25 protein-coding genes are annotated in these 24,075 nt (G+C 49.0%); 20 read left to right on the plus strand and 5 right to left on the minus strand.

Annotation, left to right across the window (positions count from 1 at the left end; all coding sequences use genetic code 11):
- Positions 1-72 precede the first annotated feature (72 nt).
- The 3 genes from gabD (at position 73) to gdh (ending at position 3,284) form a co-directional block, all read left to right on the plus strand.
- Positions 73-1,461 (plus strand): succinate-semialdehyde dehydrogenase, encoded by a 1,389-nt coding sequence (gene gabD, locus QRX25_RS02060; RefSeq protein ID WP_212100320.1) that lies wholly within the window; start codon positions 73-75, stop codon positions 1,459-1,461.
- 153 nt (positions 1,462-1,614) lie between these two features.
- Entirely contained in the window at positions 1,615-2,478 is an 864-nt protein-coding gene (locus QRX25_RS02065; RefSeq protein WP_013351019.1) for a RhaT/GlcU family sugar-proton symporter, read from the plus strand.
- Between the two features lie 20 nt (positions 2,479-2,498).
- Positions 2,499-3,284: a glucose 1-dehydrogenase gene (gene gdh / locus QRX25_RS02070; protein WP_212100322.1), complete on the plus strand. Its 786-nt coding sequence runs from the start codon at positions 2,499-2,501 to the stop codon at positions 3,282-3,284.
- Between the two features lie 45 nt (positions 3,285-3,329).
- Here the strand turns inward: gdh and QRX25_RS02075 are convergent, their stop codons facing one another.
- From QRX25_RS02075 to QRX25_RS02085, 3 genes are read right to left on the minus strand one after another with little or no spacing between them, the layout of a single operon-like run.
- A complete protein-coding gene (locus tag QRX25_RS02075) occupies positions 3,330-3,941 on the minus strand; it encodes a YcnI family copper-binding membrane protein (protein ID WP_013351021.1) in 612 nt (203 codons plus the stop codon).
- Between the two features lie 12 nt (positions 3,942-3,953).
- Positions 3,954-5,582 (minus strand): copper resistance protein CopC, encoded by a 1,629-nt coding sequence (locus tag QRX25_RS02080; RefSeq protein ID WP_212100324.1) that lies wholly within the window; start codon positions 5,580-5,582, stop codon positions 3,954-3,956.
- Positions 5,583-5,614: 32 nt separating this feature from the next.
- The gene (locus QRX25_RS02085; protein WP_212100326.1) at positions 5,615-6,187 is read right to left on the minus strand and encodes a DeoR family transcriptional regulator; all 573 of its coding nucleotides are present in this window, start codon (positions 6,185-6,187) and stop codon (positions 5,615-5,617) included.
- Between the two features lie 176 nt (positions 6,188-6,363).
- On the opposite strand from QRX25_RS02085, the gene QRX25_RS02090 reads away from it, so the two are divergent.
- From QRX25_RS02090 to QRX25_RS02110, 5 genes are all read left to right on the plus strand, one after another.
- Entirely contained in the window at positions 6,364-6,705 is a 342-nt protein-coding gene (locus QRX25_RS02090) for a YcnL family membrane protein (RefSeq protein ID WP_065980716.1), read from the plus strand.
- Between the two features lie 182 nt (positions 6,706-6,887).
- Complete coding sequence (locus tag QRX25_RS02095) at positions 6,888-8,321, plus strand: PTS mannitol transporter subunit IIBC (RefSeq protein WP_373925718.1); 1,434 nt, start codon at positions 6,888-6,890, stop codon at positions 8,319-8,321.
- A 25-nt stretch (positions 8,322-8,346) separates the two neighbouring features.
- A complete protein-coding gene (locus tag QRX25_RS02100) occupies positions 8,347-8,778 on the plus strand; it encodes a PTS mannitol transporter subunit IIA (RefSeq protein WP_013351026.1) in 432 nt (143 codons plus the stop codon).
- A 1-nt stretch (position 8,779) separates the two neighbouring features.
- On the plus strand, positions 8,780-9,901 hold the full coding sequence (locus QRX25_RS02105) for a mannitol-1-phosphate 5-dehydrogenase (protein ID WP_212100329.1): 1,122 nt from the start codon (positions 8,780-8,782) through the stop codon (positions 9,899-9,901).
- Between the two features lie 67 nt (positions 9,902-9,968).
- Positions 9,969-10,364: a 3-hydroxyacyl-ACP dehydratase FabZ family protein gene (locus QRX25_RS02110; RefSeq protein ID WP_115998203.1), complete on the plus strand. Its 396-nt coding sequence runs from the start codon at positions 9,969-9,971 to the stop codon at positions 10,362-10,364.
- Between the two features lie 38 nt (positions 10,365-10,402).
- On the opposite strand, the gene QRX25_RS02115 is transcribed toward QRX25_RS02110, so the two are convergent.
- Entirely contained in the window at positions 10,403-10,567 is a 165-nt protein-coding gene (locus QRX25_RS02115) for a YczO family protein (protein WP_003156294.1), read from the minus strand.
- Positions 10,568-10,695: 128 nt separating this feature from the next.
- Here QRX25_RS02115 and QRX25_RS02120 point away from each other — a divergent pair, with 128 nt between their 5' ends.
- The 9 genes from QRX25_RS02120 (at position 10,696) to QRX25_RS02160 (ending at position 18,102) form a co-directional block, all read left to right on the plus strand.
- Positions 10,696-11,445 carry a Cof-type HAD-IIB family hydrolase gene (locus QRX25_RS02120; protein ID WP_013351029.1) on the plus strand — a complete coding sequence of 250 codons (750 nt, stop codon included), beginning with the start codon at positions 10,696-10,698 and terminating at the stop codon, positions 11,443-11,445.
- A gap of 201 nt (positions 11,446-11,646) precedes the next feature.
- Positions 11,647-12,411: a 5-oxoprolinase subunit PpxA gene (pxpA, locus tag QRX25_RS02125; RefSeq protein ID WP_065980721.1), complete on the plus strand. Its 765-nt coding sequence runs from the start codon at positions 11,647-11,649 to the stop codon at positions 12,409-12,411.
- A gap of 22 nt (positions 12,412-12,433) precedes the next feature.
- Complete coding sequence (locus tag QRX25_RS02130) at positions 12,434-13,648, plus strand: NRAMP family divalent metal transporter (RefSeq protein ID WP_115998202.1); 1,215 nt, start codon at positions 12,434-12,436, stop codon at positions 13,646-13,648.
- Between the two features lie 4 nt (positions 13,649-13,652).
- A complete protein-coding gene (locus QRX25_RS02135) occupies positions 13,653-14,447 on the plus strand; it encodes a putative hydro-lyase (RefSeq protein WP_212100332.1) in 795 nt (264 codons plus the stop codon).
- A gap of 29 nt (positions 14,448-14,476) precedes the next feature.
- Positions 14,477-15,208: a 5-oxoprolinase subunit PxpB gene (gene pxpB / locus QRX25_RS02140; protein ID WP_212100335.1), complete on the plus strand. Its 732-nt coding sequence runs from the start codon at positions 14,477-14,479 to the stop codon at positions 15,206-15,208.
- Between the two features lie 2 nt (positions 15,209-15,210).
- The gene (locus QRX25_RS02145) at positions 15,211-16,218 is read left to right on the plus strand and encodes a 5-oxoprolinase subunit C family protein (RefSeq protein ID WP_155759186.1); all 1,008 of its coding nucleotides are present in this window, start codon (positions 15,211-15,213) and stop codon (positions 16,216-16,218) included.
- A 17-nt stretch (positions 16,219-16,235) separates the two neighbouring features.
- Entirely contained in the window at positions 16,236-16,985 is a 750-nt protein-coding gene (locus QRX25_RS02150) for an IclR family transcriptional regulator (RefSeq protein WP_212100338.1), read from the plus strand.
- Positions 16,986-17,049: 64 nt separating this feature from the next.
- Positions 17,050-17,691 (plus strand): spore germination lipase LipC, encoded by a 642-nt coding sequence (gene lipC / locus QRX25_RS02155; RefSeq protein ID WP_115998198.1) that lies wholly within the window; start codon positions 17,050-17,052, stop codon positions 17,689-17,691.
- A 195-nt stretch (positions 17,692-17,886) separates the two neighbouring features.
- Complete coding sequence (locus QRX25_RS02160) at positions 17,887-18,102, plus strand: YczI family protein (RefSeq protein WP_369719110.1); 216 nt, start codon at positions 17,887-17,889, stop codon at positions 18,100-18,102.
- On the opposite strand, the gene QRX25_RS02165 is transcribed toward QRX25_RS02160, so the two are convergent.
- Positions 18,073-18,393: an antibiotic biosynthesis monooxygenase family protein gene (locus QRX25_RS02165; RefSeq protein WP_115998197.1), complete on the minus strand. Its 321-nt coding sequence runs from the start codon at positions 18,391-18,393 to the stop codon at positions 18,073-18,075. The genes QRX25_RS02160 and QRX25_RS02165 overlap by 30 nt on opposite strands.
- 155 nt (positions 18,394-18,548) lie before the next feature.
- Between QRX25_RS02165 and QRX25_RS02170 the strand changes: the two genes are divergently transcribed.
- From QRX25_RS02170 to QRX25_RS02180, 3 genes are all read left to right on the plus strand, one after another.
- Positions 18,549-20,552, plus strand: a complete 2,004-nt coding sequence (locus QRX25_RS02170) for a penicillin-binding transpeptidase domain-containing protein (RefSeq protein ID WP_065521893.1) — start codon at positions 18,549-18,551, stop codon at positions 20,550-20,552.
- Positions 20,553-20,666: 114 nt separating this feature from the next.
- Positions 20,667-21,569, plus strand: a complete 903-nt coding sequence (locus tag QRX25_RS02175; protein WP_115998196.1) for an aldo/keto reductase — start codon at positions 20,667-20,669, stop codon at positions 21,567-21,569.
- 300 nt (positions 21,570-21,869) lie between these two features.
- The gene (locus QRX25_RS02180; protein WP_065980731.1) at positions 21,870-23,954 is read left to right on the plus strand and encodes a BglG family transcription antiterminator; all 2,085 of its coding nucleotides are present in this window, start codon (positions 21,870-21,872) and stop codon (positions 23,952-23,954) included.
- The last annotated feature ends 121 nt before the right edge of the window (positions 23,955-24,075 follow it).

Raw genomic sequence — 24,075 nt, forward strand, 5'->3', positions numbered from 1 at the left:
CTATCATGAGAGTGTGAGATAAATCAACAAGCATTCAATGGCTTTACTATAGCAGAGAAAGGAATGTTCAATATGCCAGAACAATTAACAGTTTACAACCCGGCAACGGGAGAGGCGATCGAAAGCATCCCTCAGCAGACGGCCGAAGATGTTGAAAAAGCGATTGAACGTTCACACAAAGCGTTTCAATCATGGTCCAAAACATCAGCAGGAGAACGTGCTTCACTTTTGAAAAAATGGTATGAGCTGATTGTTGAAAATAAAGAAGAACTTGCGGAATTAATTACAAAGGAAAACGGTAAACCGTATGAAGAAGCGGTCGGAGAAGTTTTATACGGCGCCGGCTATATTGAATGGTTTGCCGAAGAAGCAAAACGGATTTACGGCAGAACCGTACCTGCGCCGACAACGGGCAAACGGATTGTCGTCACCCGTCAGGCGGTCGGCCCGGTAGCGGCGATCACGCCGTGGAATTTCCCGAATGCGATGATCACAAGAAAAGCCGCGCCCGCTTTGGCGGCAGGCTGTACGTTCATCATCAAACCGGCGGAAGATACGCCGCTTTCCGCTTATGCCCTTGCGCGTCTCGCGTATGAAGCGGGAATTCCGGAGGACGTGCTGCAAGTGGTGATCGGTGACGGAGCCGAAATCGGAAACGTCTTTACCGGCAGTCCGAAAATCCGCAAAATTACTTTCACCGGTTCAACGCCTGTCGGAAAAATCCTGATGAAAAACAGTGCCGACACCGTCAAACATATGTCGATGGAGCTTGGCGGACATGCGCCGCTGATCGTGGATGAAGACGCTGATCTTGATCTGGCGGTAGCCCAAACAATGGCCTCTAAATTCAGAAATGCCGGCCAAACCTGCGTCTGTGCGAACCGCTTGATCGTTCACGAATCCGTGAAAGACGAGTTTGCGAAAAAACTGAGTGAAGAAGCTGCGAAACTCAAAGTCGGAAACGGTCTTGAAAAAGGCGTAAACGTCGGCCCCGTCATCAACAAAAAAGGCTTCGATAAAATCGTCGGCCAAATTAATGATGCCGTGGAAAAAGGCGCTAAAGTGCTGACGGGCGGAACGTATGACCAAAACGTTGAAAAAGGCTGCTATTTCGTTACGCCAACCGTGCTGTCAAATGTAGACACATCCATGAACATCATGCATGAAGAAACATTCGGCCCGGTTGCGCCGATCATTACATTCTCAGATATCGATGAAGCGATCAAGCTTGCGAACGATACGCCGTTCGGGCTCGCGGCTTATTTCTTCACAGAAAACTACCGCCGTGGCATCTATATTTCTGAACAGCTTGAATACGGCATCATCGGCTGGAATGACGGCGGTCCGTCCGCGGTTCAAGCGCCGTTCGGCGGAATGAAAGAAAGCGGCATCGGCCGAGAAGGCGGTACGGAAGGCATTGAGCCGTATCTCGAAACCAAATACATGTCGATCGGACTTTAATAGCTGAAAGAGAGCCCCTGCTTCTAAGCGGGGGCTTTTTTTATTGAGCAGTCTGCCGGTGAAATCGCCGGCAGGCTTTTTTGATCTCATGGGAATAATCGGTTCGATTCCAGACAAAATAACAGCAAATACGATTGAAAGAAGGTCGCCATCATGGATATATTACTTGCTCTTCTCCCGGCTTTGTTCTGGGGGAGCATCGTGTTATTTAACGTCAAATTAGGCGGCGGGCCTTACAGTCAGACACTGGGAACGACAATCGGGGCGCTCATCGTTTCGTTTGTGTTATATCTGTTTGTCCACCCGGTGCTGTCTGTGCGGATCTTTATTGTCGGCATCGTATCGGGGCTGTTTTGGTCGCTCGGTCAAAGCAATCAGCTGAAAAGCATACAGCTGATGGGCGTTTCGAAAACCATGCCGATTTCGACGGGAATGCAGCTCGTCTCGACTTCTTTATTCGGCGTGATCGTATTCAAGGAATGGTCAACTCCTATCGCGATTACACTGGGTATTCTCGCCCTTATTTTTATCATCGTCGGTATTGTGCTCACATCTTTAGAAGATAAAAAGGGGCGGGCGGACGGAGAACCGGGAAACTTAAAAAAAGGCATTGTCATCCTGCTTATTTCCACGCTCGGTTATTTGGTATATGTCGTCGTGGCCCGGCTGTTCGGAGTATCCGGCTGGTCAGCGCTTCTGCCGCAGGCGATCGGGATGGTAATCGGCGGACTGCTGCTGACATACAAGCACAAACCGTTTAATAAGTACGCCCTCAGGAACATTCTGCCGGGAATCATCTGGGCGCTCGGGAATATGTTTCTGTTCATCTCACAGCCGCGCGTCGGAGTCGCGACAAGCTTTTCTCTGTCTCAAATGGGAATCGTCATCAGCACGCTCGGCGGAATCTTCATTCTCCGTGAGAGCAAAACGAAGCGTCAGCTGGTCGCCATTGCAATCGGGATTATCCTGATCATCGTGGCCGCCGTATTCTTAGGCGTTGCGAAATCAAATTCATAACAAATGCAGGAGGTTTGAACATGTACACGGATTTAAAAGGAAAAGTCGTTGCCATTACGGGAGCATCATCTGGATTAGGAAGAGCGATGGCGATCCGCTTCGGGCAGGAGCAGGCGAAAGTCGTAATTAACTACTACAGTAATGAAAAAGAGGCTCAAACCGTAAAAGAAGAAGTTCAAAAAGCGGGCGGCGAAGCGGTCATTATTCAAGGTGACGTTACAAAAGAAGAGGATGTCAAAAACATTGTGCAGACCGCGGTCAAGGAATTCGGCACATTAGATATCATGATCAACAACGCCGGCATGGAAAATCCGGTCGAGTCGCATAAAATGCCGCTGAAAGACTGGAACAAAGTCATCAACACCAACCTGACCGGCGCTTTTCTGGGATGCCGCGAAGCCATTAAATATTACGTAGAGAATAATATTCAAGGCAACGTCATTAACATGTCGAGCGTACATGAAATGATTCCGTGGCCGCTGTTTGTCCACTATGCGGCAAGTAAAGGCGGTATTAAATTGATGACGGAAACATTGGCGCTTGAGTACGCGCCGAAGCGCATCCGTGTTAACAATATCGGGCCGGGCGCCATCAATACGCCGATCAATGCGGAAAAGTTTGCGGATCCCGTTCAGAAAAAAGATGTGGAAAGCATGATTCCGATGGGGTATATCGGTGAGCCGGAAGAAATCGCAGCTGTCGCCGTCTGGCTTGCTTCAAAGGAATCAAGCTACGTGACCGGCATTACGCTGTTTGCTGACGGCGGAATGACACAATATCCGTCATTCCAGGCAGGCCGCGGATAAGAAAAAAAGCGATCGCAGCTCTTATGAGCCGGATCGCTTTTTGCTTTATGCGCGTTTTTTCTTAACAAGCGCCGCGATGGAAAGGATAATCGCCGCAGCTGACAGAACGATGGCTGCGATATCAAGCGCTGATACGCCGGATTTGCTTTCTTCTTTTGACTGTTCAGCTCCGTGCGCATCCGTCACGTTCGCCGCTTTTGTGATTTTCGTAATCGAGTGAGGCGTGTCAGCTTTTTCATCACCCGTCCATTCTACAATGCTGCCGTCTTTGTAATATTGGTAGGCGTCCCAAGCGGCATCCCCGGTCTTTTCAGGGTTTTTCGCAACAAATGTGAACTGCTGGAATTGGCCGGGCTGAATGCCGCCGTTCTTCGCTTCCCAAGTGACGGAGACCGCTTTGTCATCATGCTTTGATACGGACGTTTTCCAGCCCGGAATCGGCTGGTACTGCTGAAATTCAACGCCCGCGGGCATTTTCAGCACGACTTTCGTTGTCGGCTCATTTTTTTCCACAGGCACTTTCATCGTGTACGTTTCCCATGAACCCGCCGCGGATTCCGCGGGTTTGACTGAGACGTGGGCGCTTGCTGTTGCCGTAAAACCGATGAGTGACAGGGTTATGGCAGACATGAATACTAAAGCCTTTTTTTTCAACATGAGATACACTCCTTAGTTTGTCGTTGAGAATATTTGATTGATTTCATTAAAATCGTTTGTCAGTCCGTGAACTTTGATCTTCCAGTTTCCCTTTTCAGTGATGGACATATTGGCGGCTTCGAATGTGCCTTCCTTCGTTTTCTTCAAATCAAAGGTGCTTTCATGCTGTTTGCCGCTGAAGCCCGTCTGATAAACCGTCACGGTAAATTGCTGAATATCTTTCACAAGGCTGCCGTTGTGATCGGTGACAATGACTTGAAATTCATTTTTACCCGGCTGGTTAGGCGTTATGTGCAAGGACAGGGTTTCCCCGTTTCCGATCATGTCTGATCCGTTAAAAGGCAATGGCGCAGGCGGCGGCGGGCTGGGCAGGCTTGTGAAGACGGCGGTTGTAAATAATACCGCAATCCCTATTACCCATTCGGCCTTTATTGTGCCACTGATGCTTTTGTTTCTGCGGAATTTTGTCATCCATACGTGAATGGCGCCGAGAGCAAGCATGATCACAAACAGTCCGATTTTCAAAAGAAGCGTCTTGCCGTAAGCGGTGTGAAAGAGTGAATCAAACGAACGGATAATGAAAAATCCATTCAGCACACCTGAAAATAAAAGCACGCCGACAGAGGCGAATGCCCAAGGGGAGAACCGTCTGACCGTTTCCCAGGCGATGGTTTTATCGGTATTTCTCCACTCTGATGAAAGAAGCAGCACAAGGGCGGCTATACCGCCCGTCCATACAGACGCGGCTGATAAATGGAGAAAGTCCATCGTGATGCCGACCGCTTTTTCGTCAATGACCGCCGCATGCCCGGCAAATGCTTTTGCCAAAAGCGAGGCGAAAAAGAACAATAGCGGCGCCGTCCAGTACGCAAATGACCGAAATGCTTTCTTCTTCAACAGCGGGATCATGGACACAGCAAGCAGGATAAATAAGCTGATCTGTATTATCCAGACATACCCGCCGGCCGTTTTCAGAAGCGTTTCTTTTACATAGTCCGGCTGAAACGCGGCGCTCCAAGCGCCGCCCGCGTTTTCTTTCGTCTGGATCGGGAGCTGGCAGACAAGCGCGAGTCCCATTAAACATAAAGAGATAACGAGCAGCTTTACGGTTCGGCTGTTTTTTGATGAACCTTCATTTTTTCTGAACCAAAACAGATGGAAAAAGGCCGTGCCGATAAACAGGGAGAGAGCGGTGTACAAAATACCGCGGTCGATGGCCGCTTCGGGGTGAAGCGCCGCTTGCGATGATGTTTTCTCCTGAAGGCCTCCGCCGGCTTTCCCGATACTGAAAGGAATGACGCCGGATACCGGGTGTCCGTCAGCTGACACCGCGTTCCATTCCGCTCTGTAAATATCATGCGGCAGATTTTTTTTCAAAGCCGCGGTCATGATGCGGGAATCATTTTTTTGAATCACCGTTTTGCCCGCATCGACCCGTTCGCCGGATGAATTATAGACCTTAATGGAGTGGAAGCCTTCTTCAATCTGTTCATTAAACTCAATTTCAATCTGCTTCGGCGCTTGTTTTAATTCGCTGTTCTCACCCGGATTAGAGTTTGTGATGTAGGCGTGGGCGAAGCTTGTTTTCGGAATCAAAACAAGGAACAGCAAAAAGATGAGCCAGCGTTTGTTCTGTCTCATGGCTGGTGACACCGCCTTCCGGTTGGTTGTTGTTATGTCTTGCTGCAGGTGCATCCTTTCTGCCTGTCGTGTAAGATGATGTCCGCCGCCTCGTCAAAAGTGCAAATGACCCCGCCGAAGCCTTTTTGAAACCGTTCCGCGTAATCAAGCGTTGAAAAAGGAATCGCCTGAGGCCGGCAGCAATGAAGGTCAATGTCGGCATGGACTAAAAAGTAAGCAGAAGCGGCCGTCAGCGTCGTTTGGAGAAGGAAATCCTTACAAATGACGTGGGACACTTCTTCCTTTTTATCCTCATACCGCAAAATCGCGCAATGAATGCAGCACATCTGCTCAACGGCTTGTGAAACGGTAATGAGCTGAACAGAATATGAATGCTGAATCGGACGCAGGCAATAGCCGCATTGATTGGCGCTTTGTTCTGAAGCGGGCGGGAGCGTAATGCCGCCGGGTGTTCGGATAATCCGGTTTGCCTCCGCCAGCTGATTGACGTCTCTGTACACGGTCATCTCGGAAACGCCGAATCTCTCGCTTATGTCAGAGATTTTCAGCGGGCCCTCCTCTTTCAGCCATTCAAGCAATGTTTGCTGTCTGTTAATCGGAAGCAATTCTGCATCCTCCTTTTTATGCGAATGAGTGATGAACCTCCTTCTAAGAGTAGATGTTTTCACAAATGTGTACAAGAGCCTGATGATAAAATATGTGAAAATATGTTGAACAATCACAAATGTAAAACGCGGAGACAGACTCTGTTATAATAGAAGAGTTGAATGGAGGAATAAACATGAAAGAAACGACCTGCCCGAACTGCGGCAAGCCGATTACAGGCGACATGGTCAGATCATCCATAATCCCGTGCCAGTTTGAATGCGGGCACTGCCATGTGAAATTGCGTGAATATAAAGTATCAGCTCCGATTATGGCTGTTGCCATTGCGATAACGGTCCTTTTGATTTATCTTGTGCAGATGGCCCGAATCGCTGTCATGCCGATGTTTCCGGCGGCACGGTATGTGCCGGCCGCGATTTTCGCGCTCGTATGCGCATATCCGGTGTTCATTGTCAGTGAGCGGCTCATTGCGAAACTCGTCGTTACAAAAGGACATATTATATACAGAAAGCGGTAAGACACCTTGTTATGAGGTGTCTTTTTTTAGTTAAGGATTTGTCACACTCTATGTGCCAAACTCCTCTTTACTTTTCATTGAATGAGGATTGTAAGCGTTTTATGATGAAGACACAGGGGAGAAAGAAACCCCGTGTCTTATTTATTTTCATCTTAAGGCGAGCAAACAGGGAGGGAATTGACATGCAGCAAGAACAGCAAGCTGGCATGAAAGTGAAGATACAGCGGTTCGGCAGTTATTTAAGCGGTATGATCATGCCGAATATCGGCGCATTTATCGCGTGGGGAATTATCACCGCGCTGTTTATTCCTAAGGGATGGTTTCCGAATCCGCAGCTGAATACATTGGTAAGCCCGATGATTACGTATCTTCTGCCGCTTTTAATCGCATATACGGGCGGAAAAATGATTTACGATCACCGCGGGGGAGTCGTCGGAGCGACGGCCGCCATCGGAGTCATTGTCGGAGCAGACATTCCGATGTTCTTAGGCGCAATGATTATGGGGCCTTTGGGCGGTTATCTCATTAAACAAGTAGACCGTTTATTTAAAGATAAAGTCAGACAGGGTTTTGAAATGCTGATCAACAACTTCACGGCGGGAATTATCGGCGCTGTGCTGACAATTATCGCGTTTTATGCGATCGGCCCGGTCGTCCTGTCTCTTAACAAATTGCTGGCGGCGGGTGTGGAAGTCATTGTCCATGCGAATTTGCTGCCGATTGCGAGCGTTTTCGTTGAACCGGCGAAAGTCCTGTTCCTCAATAACGCGATCAACCACGGCATTTTAAGTCCGATCGGAATCGAGCAGGCCGCAAAAGCGGGTAAATCCATTCTGTTCTTAGTGGAAGCGAACCCCGGGCCTGGACTCGGTATTTTACTGGCATACATGTTCTTTGGAAAAGGCTCTTCAAAATCGACGGCACCGGGAGCGGCGATCATTCATTTCTTCGGGGGGATTCATGAAATCTATTTCCCTTACATTTTAATGAAACCGATGCTGATCCTCGCGGCGATCGCGGGAGGAGCGAGCGGACTGCTCACATTCTCGATTTTTAACGCGGGACTTGTCGCGGCATCATCGCCGGGCAGCATCATCGCCATTTTAGCGCTGACGCCGAAAGGAAGCTATCTCGGTGTGCTGGCGGGCGTCATCGTTGCAGCCGCCGTATCGTTTATCGTATCGGCGCTTATTCTGAAATCATCTAAAGCGGGTGAAGAAGATCTGACAGCCGCCGCGGAAAAAATGCAGGAAATGAAAGGCAGAAAAAGCGAAGCGGCCGCTGCGTTGGCAGACAAAGAGGAAGAGCCGGAAAGCGGCGCAGCTGATATTTCCGCTGACCAAGTCAGCCGCATTATCTTCGCGTGTGATGCGGGTATGGGATCGAGCGCAATGGGCGCTTCCATTTTAAGAAACAAAGTGAAAAAAGCAGAGCTGGATATTGATGTGACAAATACGTCGATCAATAATCTTCCGAATGACGCGGATATCGTCATTACGCATAAGGATCTGACTGACCGCGCGAAAGCGAAGCGGCCGCAGGCGGTGCACATTTCGGTTGATAATTTCTTAAACAGTCCGAAATACGATGAACTGATTGAAAAGCTTAAAAACTAATCAAACAGAAAGAGGGATTTTCATCATGGAAGTATTGGCTAAAGCGAACATCAAACTGAATCAAACAGTGAACTCAAAAGAGGATGCCATCCGTCTGGCGGGACAGACATTAATTGATAACGGCTACGTGAAAAACGGCTACGTGGAAAAAATGTTCGAACGTGAAGAAACATCATCCACTTTTATGGGGAATTTCATTGCGATCCCGCACGGCACGGAAGACGCGAAGGAAGAAGTGCTTCATTCAGGCATTTCCATCATCCAGATTCCGAATGGTGTTGAATACGGTGAAGGCAATACGGCAAAGGTCGTTTTCGGTATCGCCGGAAAAAACAATGAGCACTTAGACATTTTGTCAAACATCGCCATCATCTGCTCAGAGGAAGAAAACATCGAACGGCTGATCAGTGCGAAAACGGAAGAAGAACTGGCCGCTATTTTCAGCGAGGTGAACTGACATGATTGCCCTTCATTTCGGAGCGGGAAACATCGGGCGGGGCTTTATCGGCGCCCTGCTCCATCATTCCGGCTATGAGGTTGTTTTCGCTGATGTGAATGAAACGATGGTCGGCCTTCTTAATGAAAAGAAGGAATATACCGTGGAGCTTGCCGACGGCGGCCGGCAGACAGAAACCATCGGCCCCGTTTCAGCCATCAACAGCGCGAAGCAAGAACAAGAGCTGTACAGGCTGATCAATGACGCGGCGATCATTACGACGGCAGTAGGGCCGAATGTTCTCAAATTCATCGCCCCGTCAATTGCGGAAGGGCTGAAGCGCAGAACGTCCTCTGAGCCTCTGAATATCATCGCCTGTGAAAATATGATCGGCGGCAGCAGTTTTTTGAAAAAAGAGGTTTTCGGACATTTGACGGAAGCGGAGCGGGAACTAGTGAATCAGACGGTCGGCTTCCCGGATTCCGCGGTGGATCGGATCGTGCCGATTCAGCACCATGAGGACCCGCTGAAAGTATCCGTAGAGCCGTTTTTTGAATGGGTCATAGACAGAACCGGCTTTGCCGGCGGTCAGCCGGCACTGAAAGGCGCATTGTTTACGGATGATCTTACTCCGTTTATTGAACGGAAGCTGTTTACCGTCAATACGGGCCATGCCGTTACGGCGTACGTCGGCTATCAGCGCGGATTAAAAACCGTCAAAGAAGCCATCGACCATCCCGAAATCCGGCGTGTCGTGTACGATGCCCTTTCAGAAACGGGCGAGTACCTGGTAAAGGCGTACGGCTTTAAGCAAGCCGAACACGAGCAGTATATGAAGAAAATCATCAGCCGTTTTGAAAATGAATACATCACGGATGATGTGACGAGGGTCGCCAGATCACCGCTCAGAAAACTCGGAGCGAATGATAGATTAGTAGGACCGGCCAAAAAAATAAAAGAACCGAACGCGCTGGCGGAAGGCATCGCCGCCGCCCTGCGCTTTGACTATAAGGATGATCCGGAAGCGGTTGAGCTGCAAAAGCTTATCGCGGCAAAAGGCACGAGCGTCGTTCTTCAAGACATTTGCGGTATTCAGCCGTATGAACCGCTGCACGGCATCGTACTTAAAAAGCTGAATCAATAAGAAATCCGCGTCGGGGGACGCGGGTTTTTTTTCTTCTGTTATAATGTGAGGGAAGGGAGGCTGCGTAATGAATGAGGAGCTTTTGCCCCATCGTTATCCGTTTCTTTTGATTGACGGCACGAAGAACAGCGAAGCCGGAAAATGGGCGGCTGCTTACAAATACATCAGTGAAAATGACTGGTTTATGTCAGAATCACAAAGAGAGATGCCGTTTTCGCTCGTCGTTGAAGCAATGGCCCAAACGGCCGCCTGCGCGGGGATTACAGGTGAAAACAGCTTCGGCCTGCTGTCTGCGGTGAAGAAAGCGGAAAGATTAGGTGCCGCTTTGCCGGGAGACCGTCTGGATCTTTTGTTTGAAGTCACGCGAATCAGGCGCGGGTTTGTGTTCGGCCGGGCGAAAGCTTCCGTTGCCGGGAAGCCTGTCGCGGAAGCTGAGATCAGCATATTTATCCAGCCATCGTAAAAAAAGCCGCCTTCAGCGGCGGCTTTCGGACAAGCCCGTCATTTTGTATCATAATCTCTTTCACTTTGTGAATTGTCCCTTTGGTCGTGTTTGTGTTTTTCATCATTGGCGTTTTCTTTCAGTTCTTCCAGCGGAATCGGATCGGTTAAATCATGATGTTCAGGATTTTCATTCGGTTTGTTCTTCTGTTTTCTTTCTTTCATCCTTCATCACCTCAATAGTTCTTTTCCTCAATGTTCTCCCCGCCAAACGTCAGGGAGCGGTTTTTTGTTCCTGTGGGTCATATGTATTAAAATAGAAACGACTACATTATAAAAAGTGAGGTACATATATGCCGATACAAAGAGAAGACGCAGATATTAAACTGATCGCGATTGATATGGACGGAACCCTGCTCAATGACGAGCAGCTCATCCCGGAGGAAAACCGGCGGGCGATCAAGGAAGCGGAGGCGAAAGGAATTCACGTCGTCATCAGCACCGGACGGACGCTGATGACCTGCCGCGAGCTGGCTGAGTCTCTCGAGCTTTCATCCTTTTTAATTACGGCAAACGGCAGCGAAATCTGGGATTCCAACTTTGAGCTGGTTGAGCGCAAGCTTCTTCATACCGATCATATTCAAAAATTATGGGATCTGAGAAATAAGCACAACACGAATTTCTGGGCCTCTACCGTTGATAGAGTATGGAGAGGGGAATTCCCGGAAACGATTACGGATCACCAGTGGCTCAAGTTCGGATTCGAAATCGAGGATGACGATGTGCGGAATGAGGTGCTGAAAGAGCTGAAGGAAAACAAGGAGCTCGAAATCACAAACTCCAGCCCGATCAATATCGAAGTCAATGCGCTCGGCATTAATAAAGCGGCAGCGCTTGCGAAAGTTTCGGAAAAACTCGGCTTCACGATGGAAAATGTGATGGCCATGGGCGACAGTCTGAATGACATTGCCATGATTGAAAAGGCGGGCGTCGGCGTCGCTATGGGAAATGCGCAGGACATCGTGAAAGAAACGGCTGACTGGGTGACTGATGTCAACACGGAAAACGGGGTCGCCAAAGCGATCCGCCACTGGGTGCTGTAATAGAAAAAAGAGAGCCTCTGTATGAGGCTCTCTTTTTTATTTTGTCACATTTCTGACTAGGTCCGTGGTAGGTTTTCTGACAAAAGCATGTTCAAACCTGTCAGAATTGATATAATGAAAAGAAGTCCAATAATTCGGAATAGTCGTTCCGAATATCGGAATGATAATAAAATAAAACGTTTACAATACAGGAGGGATCTTATGTTTCAGATTGACATCAATTGTGATTTAGGAGAAAGTTTCGGTGCTTATAAGATCGGGCTTGATGAAGAGATTTTGGATTATGTGACATCTGCAAACATCGCCTGCGGCTTTCATGCGGGTGATCCCAGCGTGATGCGCAAAACAGTTGCGCTTGCGGCGGAGAAAGGCGTGAAAATCGGCGCTCATCCCGGGCTGTTCGATCTTCAGGGATTCGGGCGGAGGCAGATCGCGATCACGCCCGAGGAAGCGTATGATCTGACACTGTACCAAATCGGCGCGCTGTCAGGATTTTTAAAAGCAGAAGGTGTCGCGATGCAGCATGTGAAGCCGCACGGCGCTTTATATAATATGGCTGCCGTCAACCGCGGTCTGTCAGATGCGATCGCCCAAGCGGTTTTTCATTTTGATCCCGGACTTATTCTATTCGGGCTTTCCGGAAGCGAGCTGATTAAAGCGGGAGACCGAATCGGACTGCAGACGGCAAGTGAAGTGTTTGCGGACCGCACCTATCAGAAAGACGGCACGCTGACGCCGCGTTCACAGCCGGATGCGCTGATCCAGGATGATAAAAAAGCGGTCGGGCAAGTGATCCAAATGGTGAAAGACAATACGGTGACATCTGCGGAGGGACAAGCTGTAAACCTGAAAGCGGACACCGTCTGTATTCACGGAGACGGCGCCCATGCGCTCACATTCGCAAAAACGATCAGAAAAGAACTAAAAGCGGCTGACATTCAAATCAGCGCGCTTGCAAAAGACTGAGCAGCAGAGGGAGGAAGACAGCATGGAGCAAAAGAAAAAAACAGCCGGAAAGGCTCCCGGAAGATGGTCGCTGCTTTTAGGCGCGACATTTCTGATGGCGACATCTTCAATCGGGCCCGGCTTTCTGACGCAAACGGCCACGTTCACCAATACATTGGCGGCAAGCTTCGGCTTTATCATTTTAATCTCCATTATTTTGGACATTTTCGCACAGACCAATGTGTGGCGGATTATCGCAGTTTCCGGAAAGCGCGGCCAAGAGATTGCAAATATGGTGCTCCCGGGCGCCGGTTATGCCATTGCTTTTCTGGTCGTGCTCGGCGGACTTGCGTTTAATATCGGAAACATTGGCGGCGCGGGTCTCGGCCTTCAAGTATTATTCGGGATCAAACCGGAAATCGGCGCTTTAATCAGCGCTGCGGTCGCGGTTCTGATTTTTGTCATAAAGGAAGCGGGAAAAGTCATGGACCGTTTTATGCAAATCGCCGGAATCGTCATGATCGTATTAACGGTGTATGTTGCCGTAACGACGGCCCCGCCGGTCGGACACGCCGTTGCGAAAACCTTTATGCCTGATCATATCAGTGTGCTGGCGATCGTGACCCTTGTCGGCGGCACGGTCGGCGGATACATTACATTTGCCGGCGGCCACCGTTTGCTTGATTCAGGCATCCAAGGGAAGGAAGTCATTCCTCAGGTCACGAAAAGCTCCATCACAGGCGTCTTAATTACATCTATTATGCGGATTGCCCTGTTTCTCGCCGTGCTCGGCGTCGTCTCAAAGGGTCTGCGCATTGATCCCGATAACCCCGCGGCTTCTGTATTCCGGCTTGCAGCGGGAAATGTCGGCTATAAAATTTTCGGCGTCATCATGTGGTCTGCCGCTATCACGTCCGTCATCGGCGCGGCATATACATCGGTGTCATTCTTCAAATCGTTCTCGGCAAAAATCGAAAAGCATTCACACGGCGTCATTATCGGTTTTATCATCGTATCCACGCTCATTTTTGTCACGATCGGCCAGCCTGCCAAAATTCTGGTCGCGGTCGGTTCGCTTAACGGTTTAATTCTGCCGCTTGCATTAGCGATGATTCTGTTGGGCGCTTATAAGAAAAAAATCGTCGGCGATTACAAACATCCTGTCTGGCTCACTATTGCGGGGGCGACAGTCGTCGTTGTCATGGCGATTATGGGCATCTATACATTATTCTCGCAATTGCCGCAGCTATGGAGCTGATGACATGAAAAAACATATGAGTGACATGACTCCCGAAGAAGTCAGACAGCTTATCAGGAAGGGGCAGATGACCGGGCCGACGGCAGGATGGGCCGCTTCTTATGCACAAGCCAATCTCGTCGTTTTGCAAAAGGATCTTGCCTTTGATTTTCTCTTATTCTGCCAGCGGAATCAAAAGCCATGTCCGGTGCTTGACGTGACGGATGCGGGCTCACCCATTCCGGCTATCGCGGCGCCGGGAGCTGATATCCGGACGGACTTTCCGAAGTACAGAATTTATCGGCATGGCGTGCTTACTGAAGAGGTAACGGATATCACGCCGTATTGGAAGGATGATTTTGTCGGGTTTTTGATCGGCTGCAGTTTTTCATTTGAGCAAGCCCTTATCAATCAGCAAATTCCAATCAGGCACATTGATGAGGGCGTGAATGTTCCCATGTATAAAACAAACATTGACTGTGTTCCGGCCGGGCGGTTTTCAGGAAAGATGGTCGTCAGCATGAGGCCGATTCCGGAAAGGCTTGCAATCCGCGCGGCGCAGGTCACGTCACGTTTTCCCGCCGTGCACGGCGCCCCCGTCCGGATCGGAAATCCGAAAAGCATCGGCATCAGCGATTTGAATCAGCCGGACTTCGGTGATGCCGTGACGGTGCGGGAAGGCGAAGTTCCCGTATTCTGGGCGTGCGGCGTTACACCGCAGGCGGTGATCATGGAAGCAAAGCCTGATATCGTGATGACGCATTCACCGGGGCACATGCTGATCACCGATATCCGGAATGAATCGCTTGCTGTTCTGTAAGTGAGAAAGAAAACAACGAGGTGATGACAATGATGCAGTATAGCGGCAATACAGCGCTTGATATACAGCCGCACGGTGATTCCGCCGTTATCATCCGCTTTGGCGGGCACATCAGCGAAGAGGTTAACAGCCGGGTTCATGCGGCAGCCGCCTGTATTGAAGAACGGCCATTTCCGGGTTTCATTGAATGTATCCCGGCATTCACAAGCTTAACGATCTTTTATGATGTGTATGCCGTCTCAAATATAAAAAAAGGCGTCTCGCCTTTTGCATTGGTCAAGAAAGAAGTGACAGAACGCCTCAGCCATATAAAGACCGACAGGCAAAAAGAGCGCCGGGTAATGGAAATCCCTGTTTGCTACGGCGGTGATTTCGGTCCTGATTTAGAAGAGGTCGCTAAGATGAACGATCTGACACCGGAAGACGTCATCCGCATTCATACCGAAGGCGAATATCTCGTCTATATGCTCGGATTTGCGCCGGGATTTCCGTTTTTAGGAGGAATGTCTGAGCGGATCAGAGCGCCGAGAAAGTCGTCGCCAAGGCCGTCAATCCCTGCCGGTTCAGTAGGAATCGCCGGAATGCAGACCGGTGTGTATCCGATATCCACTCCCGGCGGCTGGCAGCTGATCGGCAGCACCCCGCTTCGGCTTTTCAGGCCGGAAGAACATCCGCCGAGCCTGTTGAGAGCGGGCGATACGGTGAAATTCGTCCGAATCACTGCAGAAGAATACAGCCGCATCAAGGAGGGAGCCGAATGAGCATGAAAGTGGTAAAGCCCGGTCTTCTGACGACGATTCAGGATACGGGGCGAACGGGTTATCAGAAATACGGTGTGCTGGGAAGCGGCGCAATGGATACGATCTCTCTGCGTATTGCCAATCTTCTTGCCGGAAATAAAGAAACAGAAGCGGGGCTGGAAATTACGCTAATGGGGCCCGGTCCTTCCTTTGAGCTTTCAGAACCGGCAGTCATCGCCGTCACGGGGGCTGATTTCGCCTTTCATATTAATGGAGAACCGGCCCCTCTGTGGAAACCGGTTTTTGTAAAGGAAGACAGCGTTGTTTCATTTGGGCCGTGCAAGATGGGGAGCCGCGCTTATCTCGCCGTCGCGGGGGGATTTGACGTGCCCGCCGTCATGGAAAGCAAAAGCACGTATGTCAGAGCGGGGATCGGCGGCTTTTACGGAAGAGCCCTGCAAAAGGATGATGAGCTTCCGCTCGGCAGTATGACGCAATGCTCGGAAATCATCGCACATAGTTTGAGCGATTCTCTCGGACAACATGGTTTCTCAGCGCCTGATTGGTCTGTCAGCAGCAGAGGTTTTCTGCCGCTGAAAAAAAATCCGGTCATTCGTGTACTTGAAGGGGCGCAATTTCATGCTTTTACAGAAGAAGCAAAATCACGTTTTTACAAGGAGCCGTATACGGTCACGCCTCAGTCCGACCGAATGGGCTACCGGCTGAAGGGCGCTCCGCTTGAATTACAGGAGCCGCTTGAAATGGTATCTGAGGCCGTGACATTCGGGACGGTGCAAGTGCCGCCGGACGGCAATCCGATTATTCTGCTGGCTGACAGGCAGACGACGGGAGGCTACCCGCGAATGGCGCATATCATATCCGCCGATCTTCCTCTTGCCGCCCAAACGATGCCGGGCGAACATATCACGTTCCGGGCTGTTTCGCTGGAGGAAGCGGAAATGCTGCTTTTGGAGAGGGAACAGCAGCTGAAGGAGCTGAAAGCCAGGCTCAAAATGGAATGGCTGATCTGACAAAGGGGCTAAAGACCATGGAAAACAAAAACAAAACCGTCATCAAATCAATGGAGCTGCTTCATTTGTTTCTGACTGAACCGAGCCTGAGCTTAAATGAGCTTGTTTCTCGATCGGAGATGCCGAAGACCTCGGTTCACCGGATGGCAAGTTCACTGGAGGAAATGGGATTTCTCACCCGGGCAGCGGACGGCCGTTATCAGCTGGGTCTGATCTTTTTGCAATTCGGTCAGCTTGTCTCTGAGCGTCTGGACATCAGGAAAATAGCCAAGCCGATGATGGAAGAGCTGTGCGGTGAAGTCGATGAGGCCGTTCAGCTGATTATGAGGGACGGCGATGAAGCCATTTACGTTGAAAAAATTGAAGGCACCCAAACCGTCCGGCTGTATACCGCAATCGGCCGCCGCTCGCCGCTGTACGCGGGGGCGTGCGCCAGAAGCATTTTATCGTTTCTGCCGAGAGAGGAGATTGACACATACCTTCAGAAGACAGAGCTTGCCGCAATTGCCTCAGGCACGATAACGAATCCGGCTGAATTGCTTCAATCTATTGAAACGTCATTACAATCAGGGTATACGATCAGCTATTCAGAATTAGAGGATTACACGGCGGCGATCGGGGCGCCTATTTTCAACCACGAAGGAAAGGTGGCCGCGGGGATCAGCATCGCCGGCTTTGAAGCCAGGTTTTCAGAGGATCGGCTGCCGTATTTAACGGAAAAGGTCAAAACCGCGGCACAGCATATTTCTGAGAAATTAGGGTATTGACCGAGCCAATTTCCCTTCACTCGCGTACATTACAATATCGACAGTAATGAGTGGAGGAAAGAAAATGGGACTTGTTTATACGGCGCTTGGGGATTCTTTGACGACGGGAAGGGGATCCGGGCCGTTTTCCGCCGGCTTTGTTCAGCGGTTCGGGTGTATGATGGCAGAAGATTTACAGACAAGGACCGACGTATCCATCTTTGCCAAGTCAGGCCTTGAGACGGGAGAAATTCTCGGGCTTATGTCCTTGCCGTACATTCAGAGGCGGATTCAGGCTGCTGATATGATTACGATTACAGGCTGCGGCAACGATTTGATCGATTCGGTTCGGGCGTATCAGCAAACGAAAGACGCTTCGGTGTTCGCCGGCGTGTCCCGTCACTGCCATGAGAACTTTGAAAAGATGATTGCCAAGATCGCTGCCTTAAAAGAAACGCACCCCTCTCCTTATGAGATCCGCGTCTTCAATTTATACAACCCTTTCCCGGACATCTCCATTGCAGAAAAATGGATATCTTCTTATAATGCGCACCTCAGCACACTCGCATCAGCGCCGCACGTCAAAATTGCCGATGTCCACAGCGCTTTCAAAGGAAAGCTGAACGAATATCTCTCTCATGACCGCGTACATCCCAACAGCAGAGGGTACGAAGTCATGGCATGCGTCCTGCGGGGGCTTGGATACGGAAGCCTCGCCCGCTCATAACCGCGCGCTCCTTTTCATCGGGAGCGCGCTTTTCGTTCTCCTTAAAACAAACTTAAAATTGTCCGACTTTCGTTCTATCCGTGCAAAAAGTACGCTAGAATAATGGGGGATAAAGACAGAAATAGAATTGTGTACAAAAAATAATAAACGAAAGGATGGATTGCTTTGCTGCGCGCCTTAAAACTGTCACTCGCGATGCTGATTATTATACTTGCGGCTGCCGCATTTACGTATGCAGAACATACCTCTGTCATACAGCCGGTTATGCTCGTGTTTCTCGGTGCGGTCATGTTCATTCAGGGACTGGAAGAAAAGCGGAAGGAAAACGACGGTTCCGGGAAATTCAATATCTATACCGCCGTTTTTGTATGGTCGATCTCCTTAATCGGTTTTACGCTTCACGCGATCTGAGTTTGATAGATCCTGAAAATGTTCCACAACGGGAAATGGTGAATAAAAACGGTGAAGTAAGGCTTTCCATTCCTGATATTCCGGCGATCCGCGAAAGCCTTTTGTATGATCCTCCAATGTCTCCCATTCCACAAGCAGCAAATATTTATGCGTTTCCTCCATGCATTTGGACAAGGAATGGGACAGATAACCTTTCATGCCCGCTATAATCGGCTCCGCCCGGCGGAATGCCTCTTCGAATTCCCCTTCAAAGCCTTCTTTTACATGCAGCATGGCTGCTTCTCTGATCATCTGAAATTCCCCCTTTTTTAATAGATACATTGTATAAGAATATGGACCGTAATGGCTGGAAAAATAAAAAAATTTTAAATTCTATCATAAAAAAATCCTTGCCAGCCTGATTTGATTTAGGAGAAAATAACAATTGGAAGGCAGGGGAATAAACAGTGAAAAAAGGATTATACCTATTACTTTTACTCGCAGGAATCCTAGGTTTGATCGGCTGCTCGAAAACGGAGTCGGCCGAAGACAGAATGAAAGATTTCGTGAAAGACTGGAACGGCGGTCATTACGATAAGATGTACCAAAGCCTCACACAGGATGAAAAGAAAAAATTGTCCAAAAAGGATTTTGTAAAACGATATGAAACCATCTATGAACAAGCAGGGGTCAAAAATCTGAAAGTCACTGCCGAAAAACAGGACGAAGATGATAAGAAAAAAGATGACCTTCAGCACATCGATTATAAAGTCAGCATGGATACAAAAGCAGGGAAGGTCGCCTTTGAAAACACGGCCGTCCTGAAAAAAGAAAAAACAGACGATGGAGAAGCATGGAACATCGACTGGAATCCTTCTTTTATTTTCAAACAGCTTTCCGACGACAAAACCGTGCAGATCGCAAATGAAGAACCGAAGCGCGGGCAAATCTACGACAAAGACGGCAAGGGCCTCGCCGTGAATACGGAGGTGCCGGAAATCGGCATTATCCCGGGAAAACTCGGCAAGGATAAAGACAGCGTAATCAAAAAACTGTCTGAAAAACTGGACCTTTCTGAAGACGATATAAAAAGCAAGCTGAATCAGGGCTGGGTAAAAGATGACTCCTATGTCCCGGTTCAAAAAATCAGACCGGATGACGAAAGCAAGGTCAAAAGCCTGCTTTCATTAGACGGCGTGACGAAAACGACAGTCAGCTCCCGCTACTATCCGTACGGCGAAAAAGCGGCCCACCTGACCGGGTATATTAAAACGATCACAGCGGAGGATCTGAAAAAAGCAAAAGATGGCCAATACAGCGACACCTCGAAAATCGGCATCGCCGGCCTTGAGAACGTATATGAAGACAAGCTGCGCGGCACGACCGGCTGGAAAATTTACGTTCCGCAAACGGGTGAGGTCATCGCTGAAAAGAAAGCCGAAAACGGGCAGGATATTCATGTAACGATTGACATGAAAACGCAGACAAAGCTGTATGATTCCATGAAAGACGACAGCGGAGCGGCAGTCGCCCTCGAACCGCAAACGGGAGAGACCCTCGCGCTTGTCAGCGCTCCGTCTTATGACCCGAACGGCTTTATTTTCGGCTGGAGCGGCAAAGAATGGAAAAAGCTGAATGAAGATAAAAACAATCCGTTTTCAGCGAAATTCAACAAACTCTATGCGCCGGGATCAACGATTAAACCGATCGCCGCGGCAGTCGGTCTGACAAACGGAACATTGAAAGCGTCAGAAAAGAAAAAAATCACCGGAAAAGAGTGGCAGAAAGATTCAAGCTGGGGCGGCTACCATGTCACACGCGTATCAGAGCGCCTGAATGAAGTAGATCTCGAAAACGCGCTGATTACCTCGGACAACATCTATTTTGCGCAAAATGCTATAGATGCCGGAGCTGACGCGTTTACAAAAGGATTAAAATCATTTGGTTTTGATGAAGACATTCCATACCAATTTCCGATTGAAAAATCGTCAATCGCTAACGGCAAGCTTGATTCCGAGATTCTTCTCGGAGATACGGGCTACGGCCAGGGGCAGATGCTGATGTCTCCGCTGCATTTAGCGGCTGATTATACCGCATTTGTAACAGACGGAAATCTCGTCAAACCGACATTAATCAAAGACGGAGAAAAAACACCGCAAATCTGGCATAAGCAAGTGGTATCCAAAGCCAACGCCGAAGAAATCACAAAAGGGCTGAGAGGCGTCGTTGAAGATCCGCGCGGCTCTGCATATCAGCCGGTCGTAAGCGGCATTAACGTAGCCGGAAAAACCGGTACAGCCGAGCTGAAAACGTCTAAAGAAGATAAAGACGGCAAAGAAAACGGCTGGTTCGTCGGCTACGACTATAAAAAGAAAGACCTCTTGATCGCCATGATGATTCAAGACGTTAAAAAACGCGGCGGAAGCCATTACGTCGTTGAAAAAGCGAAACAGCAGTTTCAGAACCGGTAAATGACGATTTTTCCGGGCCGAAAGGAAAATCGGCCGTCGAAGCAGAAAGAAACAGCATGGGCAATTCCTGAAACAGAGATATGAGAGGCTCACTAAGAAAAAGGGGGATTTCACATGCAGCGTATTCAATTGGCTGAAGATCTGGAATTTTCAAGAGTGATACACGGGCTTTGGCGTCTGAACGAATGGAATTATTCAGACGGGGAGCTGCTGAATCTGATTGAATGGTGTATCAGCCAAGGCATCACCACCTTCGACCATGCGGATATATACGGCAGTTATACGTGCGAAAAGCTGTTCGGCGGCGCTTTGTCCCTTTCGCCTTCAATAAGGGAGCGAATCGAAATCGTCACAAAATGCGGGATTGTCATTGAGTCGCCGGAACGGCCCGGAAACAAGTCGCATCATTATAATACGTCGAAGTCTCACATCTTAGCGTCGGCGGAGCAGTCGCTCTTGAATCTGAATACGGATTATCTGGATGTACTGCTCATTCACAGGCCGGACCCGCTTATGGACCCGGAGGCTGTGGCTGAAGCGTTTCATGCGCTGAAAAGCTCAGGCAAGGTCAGATACTTCGGAGTATCGAACTTTAAAGCGCACCAGTACAGAATGCTCGAATCCTATTTGGATGATCCGCTCATCACGAATCAAATTGAAATCTCGGCTTATGAGCTGGAACATTTCCATGACGGCACGCTGGATTTCTGTCAGGAAAAACGAATTCCGCCGATGGCGTGGTCACCGCTTGCGGGCGGGAGCGTCTTTACCGGACAATCGGAAAAGGACATCCGAATCCGTACCGCGCTTATTTCGGTACAGGAAGAAATCAGCGCCGCTTCCATCGACGAGGTCATGTACGCTTGGCTGTTCACCCACCCGGCAGACATCATGCCGATTGTCGGCAGCGGAAAACAGAACCGCATTTCCGCCGCGGTGCGTGCCTCAGCGTACAAGCTCAGCCATGATCAGTGGTTTCGGATCTATACGGCTGTCCAAGGTTATGATATTCCATAAACAAAACAAACGCCCGGAAGGCTATCCTCCGGGCGTTTGTTTATGTGGTGTGCAATGTCAAAAAACAAGTAAGGTCACTTTGAAGTATAGCCGTGCGGATCAAGAGAAACAAACGTCACGGCATATTATCTGACACATTTTTCTTATTCAATACTGTCACACGGACCAGTGCCAAATTGCCATTTGAAAATGGTTGTATATTCTTTGAAAGCGTTTTATATTAGAATTTACACTACTTTCCCCGGCAGCACCCCCCATGTGCCATACCTCTCACAACTAGAAAATCTGGAGGCGCGTTTCATGTATATGACAGCGAGAGAACAAAAATTAATGAAACATCTTTTACTGCAGAACCGATACGAGACAGTGCATGAACTGGCAGAAGCTTTACAAGTCAGCACAAGAACCGTTCACCGCGAGTTAAAAACAATCAAACCGATGATGAAATCATTCGGCTTGGCACTTGATAAACAGCCCGGCAAAGGACTGAAAGCGGTGGGAAAACCGGAAGATAAACAGAAGCTCCTGTCAGAGCTGTCCTATGAACAGCATGAATACAGCGCTGAGGAGCGGAAACTCTTAATCCTATGTTCGCTATTAGAGTCTCAAGAGCCGATCAAGCTCTACAGTCTGGCGAACGAGCTCCAAGTGACAAACGCGACGATCAGTTATGATCTCGATGAGCTGGAGACTTGGATTGCCCCCTTCGGCTTGACGCTGATCCGAAAAAGAGGCTTCGGCATTCAGCTGACTGGTCCGGAAAATGCGAAGCGGAAAATCGTCGGCAATCTCATGGTCAACCGCCTTGATATTCAAACCTTTTTGGAAGCGGTTGAATTCAATATTAAAGGGAAACCCGACGCTGCTGAAAAAATGTTCGGCGTCGTAAATAAAGCGGAACTTTTGAAAATGGACCGGCTCTTGATTCAGCTCAAGGAAAAAATCGCGATCGCTTTATCTGACAGCTCTTACATGGCGCTGGCGGTTCATTTAACCTTTGCGATGGACCGGATCAGACTCGGAGAAACCATCACGATGGAAGCTTCAGAACTAAAAGCGCTGCAGCAGACGAAGGAATATGGCTCCGCGCTCGAAATGGCAAAAGAGCTTGAAAAAGCGTTCGGCGTTTCGATTCCTGAGGCGGAGATCGGCTATATCACCATTCATTTGCGGAGCGCCAACCGCAAATACAAAACCGAATTCAAACCGGAAAACATTGAAGTTGAAACGGCCTTGCAAACGAAGCAGCTGATCGGCTTCATTTCTGAAAAAATAAAAATTGATCTGACGGAAAACGGCTCTTTATATGACGGTTTAATTGCCCATCTGGAGCCTGCGATCAATCGGGTGAAAGAAAGTATCGACATGTACAACCCGATGACTGAGCAAATTAAACGCGACTACTTCCTGCTGTATATGGCCGTAGAAGAAGGAATGGAAAAATTCTTTCCGGGGCTTCGTTTTCCTGATGATGAGATCGCTTTCATCGTTCTTCACTTCGGCTCCGCTCTGGAAATCAAACGGGAAGAGGCGAAGATCAAAGCGCTGATCGTCTGTTCAAGCGGCATCGGATCGTCCAAAATGCTCGCGTCCAGACTGAAAAAAGAGCTCCCGGAAATCCGTTCCTTTGATATGTCTTCCCTCATCGAACTGAAGAACCGTGATACCTCGGCGTACGATATGATCGTATCCACCGTGCCGATCCCGTATGAAAACATTGATTACGTCATGGTCAGTCCGCTTTTAAATGAAGAAGACGCCGATCAGGTCAAGCAGTACATCAAAAGAAAGATTCCGCTGATTCTTGACAAAAAAAGAAACAGCAAAAGAGAAGAGAAGCAGCCTGAGACGCCTGATATGCTGGAAGCGGCCGGACGTATGGCGCATTACGCGGCGGTTATCCAAAGCGTGCTGCGGAACTTTTCGATCAAATCCATTGATTCAAACATGGCGTATGAGTTGTTTTTGAACCATCTCTTTGGCGTGCTTGAGCAAGAAGGATTTGTCCGTCATGCCAAAAAAACCGCACAGCTCCTCACAGAGCGTGAAGAACAGGGAGGGCTCGGCATTCCGGGAACGGCGATGGCGCTGTATCATCTCAAAAATGAAGAAATTGTCACGCCTTTTTTCAAAATTTATGATTTGACAGCTCCATGCAGTGTCAAAGGCATGGACGGAAATTCCCTGACCGTCGGCCGCGCTTTGGTGATGATGGCGCCGGCTGATATGCCCGCTGAAGGCTCGGAAATATTAAGTGCGGTCAGCTCGGCCATTATTGAATCCGAAGCCAGTATAAAAGCCTTTCAGACAGAGGGTGAAGCCGATTTATACAAACGTTTAAACAGGCTGTTTTATCATTTTATTCAGGAGAAAGGACAGCGCTGAACAGGAAGCGCACGCCTCATAAGGCGTGTGTTTTTTTTCGTATGTATGAGGGTAAAGTGAAGGGAGGAAACTAAAAACATGGGACTATTGTATCATTCACCGATGGAATAGTTCTAAAACA

This window comes from Bacillus sp. L381, assembly GCF_030284525.1.
In the GTDB taxonomy this organism is placed as follows: Bacteria; Bacillota; Bacilli; order Bacillales; family Bacillaceae; genus Bacillus; species Bacillus amyloliquefaciens.

Bases quoted from the DNA above. Each gene is read 5' to 3' on its own strand.
- gabD (WP_212100320.1), top strand. From the start codon at position 73: ATGCCAGAACAATTAACAGTTTACAACCCGGCAACGGGAGAGGCGATC.
- QRX25_RS02065 (WP_013351019.1), top strand. From the start codon at position 1,615: ATGGATATATTACTTGCTCTTCTCCCGGCTTTGTTCTGGGGGAGCATC.
- gdh (WP_212100322.1), top strand. From the start codon at position 2,499: ATGTACACGGATTTAAAAGGAAAAGTCGTTGCCATTACGGGAGCATCA.
- QRX25_RS02075 (WP_013351021.1), bottom strand. From the start codon at position 3,941: ATGTTGAAAAAAAAGGCTTTAGTATTCATGTCTGCCATAACCCTGTCA.
- QRX25_RS02080 (WP_212100324.1), bottom strand. From the start codon at position 5,582: ATGAGACAGAACAAACGCTGGCTCATCTTTTTGCTGTTCCTTGTTTTG.
- QRX25_RS02090 (WP_065980716.1), top strand. From the start codon at position 6,364: ATGAAAGAAACGACCTGCCCGAACTGCGGCAAGCCGATTACAGGCGAC.
- QRX25_RS02095 (WP_373925718.1), top strand. From the start codon at position 6,888: ATGCAGCAAGAACAGCAAGCTGGCATGAAAGTGAAGATACAGCGGTTC.
- QRX25_RS02100 (WP_013351026.1), top strand. From the start codon at position 8,347: ATGGAAGTATTGGCTAAAGCGAACATCAAACTGAATCAAACAGTGAAC.
- QRX25_RS02105 (WP_212100329.1), top strand. From the start codon at position 8,780: ATGATTGCCCTTCATTTCGGAGCGGGAAACATCGGGCGGGGCTTTATC.
- QRX25_RS02110 (WP_115998203.1), top strand. From the start codon at position 9,969: ATGAATGAGGAGCTTTTGCCCCATCGTTATCCGTTTCTTTTGATTGAC.
- QRX25_RS02115 (WP_003156294.1), bottom strand. From the start codon at position 10,567: ATGAAAGAAAGAAAACAGAAGAACAAACCGAATGAAAATCCTGAACAT.
- QRX25_RS02120 (WP_013351029.1), top strand. From the start codon at position 10,696: ATGCCGATACAAAGAGAAGACGCAGATATTAAACTGATCGCGATTGAT.
- pxpA (WP_065980721.1), top strand. From the start codon at position 11,647: ATGTTTCAGATTGACATCAATTGTGATTTAGGAGAAAGTTTCGGTGCT.
- QRX25_RS02130 (WP_115998202.1), top strand. From the start codon at position 12,434: ATGGAGCAAAAGAAAAAAACAGCCGGAAAGGCTCCCGGAAGATGGTCG.
- QRX25_RS02135 (WP_212100332.1), top strand. From the start codon at position 13,653: ATGAAAAAACATATGAGTGACATGACTCCCGAAGAAGTCAGACAGCTT.
- pxpB (WP_212100335.1), top strand. From the start codon at position 14,477: ATGATGCAGTATAGCGGCAATACAGCGCTTGATATACAGCCGCACGGT.
- QRX25_RS02145 (WP_155759186.1), top strand. From the start codon at position 15,211: ATGAAAGTGGTAAAGCCCGGTCTTCTGACGACGATTCAGGATACGGGG.
- QRX25_RS02150 (WP_212100338.1), top strand. From the start codon at position 16,236: ATGGAAAACAAAAACAAAACCGTCATCAAATCAATGGAGCTGCTTCAT.
- lipC (WP_115998198.1), top strand. From the start codon at position 17,050: ATGGGACTTGTTTATACGGCGCTTGGGGATTCTTTGACGACGGGAAGG.
- QRX25_RS02160 (WP_369719110.1), top strand. From the start codon at position 17,887: ATGCTGATTATTATACTTGCGGCTGCCGCATTTACGTATGCAGAACAT.
- QRX25_RS02165 (WP_115998197.1), bottom strand. From the start codon at position 18,393: ATGATCAGAGAAGCAGCCATGCTGCATGTAAAAGAAGGCTTTGAAGGG.
- QRX25_RS02175 (WP_115998196.1), top strand. From the start codon at position 20,667: ATGCAGCGTATTCAATTGGCTGAAGATCTGGAATTTTCAAGAGTGATA.
- QRX25_RS02180 (WP_065980731.1), top strand. From the start codon at position 21,870: ATGTATATGACAGCGAGAGAACAAAAATTAATGAAACATCTTTTACTG.